General features: G+C 71.1%; 5 protein-coding genes and 1 pseudogene. 1 reads left to right on the top strand and 5 read right to left on the bottom strand.

Annotation, left to right across the window (positions count from 1 at the left end; genetic code table 11):
* Both GA0115259_RS26960 and GA0115259_RS26965 read right to left on the bottom strand, forming a co-directional pair.
* Positions 1-398: pseudogene (locus GA0115259_RS26960) on the bottom strand (arginine--tRNA ligase); the annotation flags it as partial.
* Positions 399-513: 115 nt separating this feature from the next.
* Positions 514-957, bottom strand: coding sequence for a response regulator (locus tag GA0115259_RS26965; RefSeq protein ID WP_093601853.1), 444 nt, complete (start codon positions 955-957; stop codon positions 514-516).
* 113 nt (positions 958-1070) lie between these two features.
* On the opposite strand from GA0115259_RS26965, the gene GA0115259_RS26970 reads away from it, so the two are divergent.
* Positions 1071-1427 (top strand): hypothetical protein, encoded by a 357-nt coding sequence (locus GA0115259_RS26970; RefSeq protein ID WP_093601855.1) that lies wholly within the window; start codon positions 1071-1073, stop codon positions 1425-1427.
* A gap of 235 nt (positions 1428-1662) precedes the next feature.
* On the opposite strand, the gene GA0115259_RS26975 is transcribed toward GA0115259_RS26970, so the two are convergent.
* The 3 genes from GA0115259_RS26975 to GA0115259_RS26985 form a co-directional block, all read right to left on the bottom strand.
* Entirely contained in the window at positions 1663-2190 is a 528-nt protein-coding gene (locus GA0115259_RS26975) for an HIT family protein (protein ID WP_256098153.1), read from the bottom strand.
* Between the two features lie 18 nt (positions 2191-2208).
* Entirely contained in the window at positions 2209-3060 is an 852-nt protein-coding gene (locus GA0115259_RS26980) for a phosphate ABC transporter ATP-binding protein (RefSeq protein WP_093601860.1), read from the bottom strand.
* Positions 3061-3081: 21 nt separating this feature from the next.
* On the bottom strand, positions 3082-4031 hold a 950-nt coding region (locus tag GA0115259_RS26985), incomplete at its 5' end, for a sortase (protein WP_218104240.1).

A 4031-nucleotide genomic window follows, 5' to 3' on the forward strand; every position in this document is an offset into this window, starting at 1 on the left:
CGCGGGTCGCCGTCGGGCGCGGGCGCGAAGGCCACGGCCGTACCGGCGAGCGCGTCGCCGTGTCCGTACCGGGCGGGATCGCCGAGGATCGTACGGACCAGCTCGGCCCGGCTGTCCCGGCCGAGCGTGAAGTTCAGAAAGCCGGGTCCGGTGATCTCGACGCGTGCGATGCCGTGGGTCGTGTCGACGCGGCTGCGCAGGATCTCGGCGATCTCGCGCGGCGGGCGACCGGCCGGGCCCGCGAGCCGCAGTGCGACATTGGAGGCGTAGTCGCCGAGGCCGCCGGGACGGGAGCGCTCGACGGTGATCCGTTCGGGTACGGGCCCCGGCAGGACGTCGTCCTCGACCGCGCGGCACACGGCGTGCCGCACGGTTCGGGACAGTTCTGCGGGGGTCACGGGACCAGCGTAGGGGAGGAGGGGGGCCACTCCGCGAACCGGTTTCGCGATGCGGTCAGGATGCGGTCCGCCCGATGGCCTCGGAGGCTCCGGGTGCTCCGGCCGGCCGGCGTCGTCAGCCTCGCGCGCTTTCCGCGTGGCCCGCCGCTCCGTGTCTGCCGTCGAGGCCGAGCGGAGGCGGCGCATCCTGGTGGGTCAGCCGCCGTACGAGACGGACCAGCTCGGACGGTTCGAAGGGCTTGGCCAGAAAGGCGTCCACACCGACGGCGATACCGGACTCCACCTCGTACTGCGTACAGGCGCTGATGATCGCTATCGGCAGCCGTCTCGTCCGCGGATCCGCGCGCAGCCGCGCGGCCGTGTGAGGTCCGTCCAGGCGCGGCATCACCACATCGAGCGTGACGACATCGGGCCTGACCTCGTGCACCACGTCCAGGCACTCGGCACCATCGGCCGCGGTCACGACCTCGAAACCCTCCAGTTCGAGATTGACCCTGATCAGCTGCCGGATGACTCTGTTGTCGTCCACGACAAGCACCCGGCCGGACGCGCCTGACACATGTCGAGAGTAGGTCGGACTCCGGGGCCGCGTCCGGGTTTTACCGACTTCCGGTCGGCGTCCGGTCGGCGGACGGCACGGGCGCCGCGGCGCGGCCCGCCTAGGCTCTCCGTATGGAACAGAGCGAAGTCGTTCTCAGGGCCATCGGCATTCTGACCCAGTCCGCGGAGTGGATCCGTACCGCCGACCGGGATTCGGCCACCGGCGCCGAGGCGGGAGCGGGCCAGATCGGAGCGTTGCTCGCCGAGGTCTTCCCGTCGTTCACGGTCTCTCCCGAGGCCACGCCGCTGGAGGCGGCGCACGCGGTGACCGAGGCGGCGCTGCCCGCGATCATGCAGCTCATCGGGGCGTTCAGCTTTGTCTACTCCGAGCTGGCGGAGGTCCATGACAGCGGGCGTACGGACATCACGTCGGAGGCGCTTCTGCGGGAACTGGCTCTCCGGATGTCGCGCCCGAACGACCCGGTGTAGGGGCAGGAGCCGCGGGAGAGGGGGACGGAGAGGCGGAGTCCGGGCCCGCACGGCTGCCGCTCCTGGGGCTGCTCGCCCTGTTCACGGCGGGCGTTCACCGCCGTACTGACCGAACTGCTGCCCGCCGGACTGCTGCCCGGGGTGAGCCGGAGTCTGGGCGTGTCCGAGGGCCGGGTCGGATTCCTGGTGCCCGCCGCCACGCCTTCCCACCACGCTGAGAGCCCAAGGCCGGACCTCAGGCCGGCCCGTCCGTCTCGGCCTCCGCGGACAGCCTCGCACTGACCGCCTGGCGCAGCCGTCCCGCCAGTTCGGCGCTCTCCTCCGGCGTTACGGCCAGGACTCCGTTCTCCGCCATGAGCGCGTGATACTGCTGCCGCCCGTACGGCACGCCCGGTGGCAGGCCCGCGATGTGCCAGTGGAGATGGGCGTTGCCCTCCTGGCTGCCGAGCGACAGCAGATACGTACGCTCGGGCTTCAGCACATCCTCCATCGCCAGTGCCACCGCCCGTACGAACAGCATCAGCCGGCTGTACGCGGCCTCGTCCAAGTCCCGGACGGCATGCTCGACATGACGCTTCGGCGCGACCAGTACCTTCCCGGGCAGGGTGGGCCAGCGATCGAGGAAGGCGACATGTTCCTCGTCCTCGTACACCACGTCATGCCGATAGCCCGGCTCGCCCGCCAGGAACCCGCAGACAAAACAGGGCCCGCTCCGCGCCTGGCGCTCGTACTGGTCAAGATCCATGGCCCGCCGTTCCGTCACACCCGAACTCTATCGGGCCTATCCGAAGCGGCCGTTGACGTAGTCGGACGTCCTCGGGTCCTGCGGGCTGTTGAACATCGCGTCCGTGGCGCCGTGTTCGACGATGACTCCGGGCGTGCCCTGTTCCGCGAGGAAGAAGGCGCAGGAGTCGGAGACCCGGGCGGCCTGCTGCATGTTGTGGGTGACGATGACGATCGTCACCTCCGACCTGAGTTCGGCGATGGTCTCCTCGATACGGCGCGTCGAGGTCGGGTCGAGGGCCGAGCAGGGCTCGTCCATCAGCAGGACCCTGGGACGTACGGCCAGGGAGCGGGCGATGCAGAGGCGCTGCTGCTGGCCGCCGGAGAGGGCACCGCCCGGCTGGCGGAGGCGGTCCTTGACCTCGCGCCAGAGGCCGGCCTTGGTGAGGCACTCCTCCACGAGGTCGTCCTTGCCCTCGCGGTGGGCCTTGATGCCGTTGAGCTTGAGACCGGCCACGACATTGTCGTACAGGGACATGGCCGGGAACGGGTTGGGCTTCTGGAAGACCATGCCGATCTGGCGCCGGGCATGGGTGATACGGCGTCCGCGGTCGTAGATGTCGCCGCCGTCGAGCAGCACGCGTCCGGCGAGACCGGCGGACGGGATCAGCTCGTGCATACGGTTGAGAATGCGCAGGAAGGTCGACTTGCCGCAGCCCGACGGGCCGATCAGCGCCGTGACCTCGTGCGCGGGCATGGTGAGCGAGACACGGTCGAGCACCTTGTGGTCGCCGAACCACGCGGAGATGCTCTCGGCCTCCAGCGAGGCGGCGGTGTCACGGCCGGTGTCACGGCCCACCGCGGGCAGGCCCACGGTGTCGGCGAGTTGCTGCGAGGTGGTGGCGGTCATGATGGATCAACTCCCGGTGTTTCAGAGCAGGTTGGGCAGAAGGCGGGTGACGGCGCCGGCGCAGGCCAGGCCCAGGGCGGCCAGTACGGGCACGGCGCAGATCCAGGTCTGCCAGCGGCCCCAGACACGCTGTGTCCAGGCGGCGAGCAGCGCGGCGAGGAAGAGCGCCTGGATCCAGAGGAAGACCGCGAGCCAGGCTCCGCCGTCGCCCTTGAGCGCCTCCTCCTCCGTACCGATCCAGCCGGAGGGCCGGTCGCGCGGCGGACTGGGCTGTACGGGACTGGTCAGTTCGGCGTCCACACGCAGCACTCCCGAGGGCGTGTACGCGGGCCCGGTGGCGGTGATCAGTGTCAGCCTGCCCCGGTTCGGATCGGTGCTGGGCGCGGGCAGCGCGTCACCGGCCCGCCGGGCGCCGGTGACCCGGTACTCCGCCTTGCCCTGACCGGTCATCACGGTGATCGTGGCGTTCACCGGGAGCCGGTCGAGATTGGCGAAGGGACTGCCGTATCCCCACAGCCTGCCCATGATCACGGCGGTGCCGGCCTGTCCGGGCAGCGGAGTGTCACGGCGGTGGCCGGGCCCGGACATCAGGACACCCGAGGTGGTGCCCTCGCCGACGACCTCATGGACACCGAGGTCCGGGATGTCCAGCAGCGCGACGGGCGCGCCGAGCGCGAGCTGCTTGCCTTCGACATCGCGCCCGCCCACCGGCGCGGTGCCCTCGGCGAGTTGCTTGCGCAGCTCGTCGTACGAGACCTGCTGGTCGCGCGCGTGCTTGAGATGCCCGACGACGGTGAGGTTGGCGGCGAAGCCGAGCAGCACGGCGGCGAGCACGCACAGCGCGGCCCCGGTCAGCGCCAGGCCGGGACGTGCGGGGCCCGGGGCGGCTTTCCCGCGCTCCACGGGCCGCTGGGGTCCGGCCGGCGCGGGGGCGGACGGCGGCGATGTCAGAACGGCCACGGTGGCTGCGG

Source organism: Streptomyces sp. MnatMP-M17 (assembly GCF_900091995.1).
Classification (GTDB): domain Bacteria; phylum Actinomycetota; class Actinomycetes; order Streptomycetales; family Streptomycetaceae; genus Streptomyces.

Coding starts and splice junctions, on each gene's coding strand:
- GA0115259_RS26970 (WP_093601855.1), top strand. CDS start 1,071: ATGGAACAGAGCGAAGTCGTTCTCAGGGCCATCGGCATTCTGACCCAG.
- GA0115259_RS26980 (WP_093601860.1), bottom strand. CDS start 3,060: ATGACCGCCACCACCTCGCAGCAACTCGCCGACACCGTGGGCCTGCCC.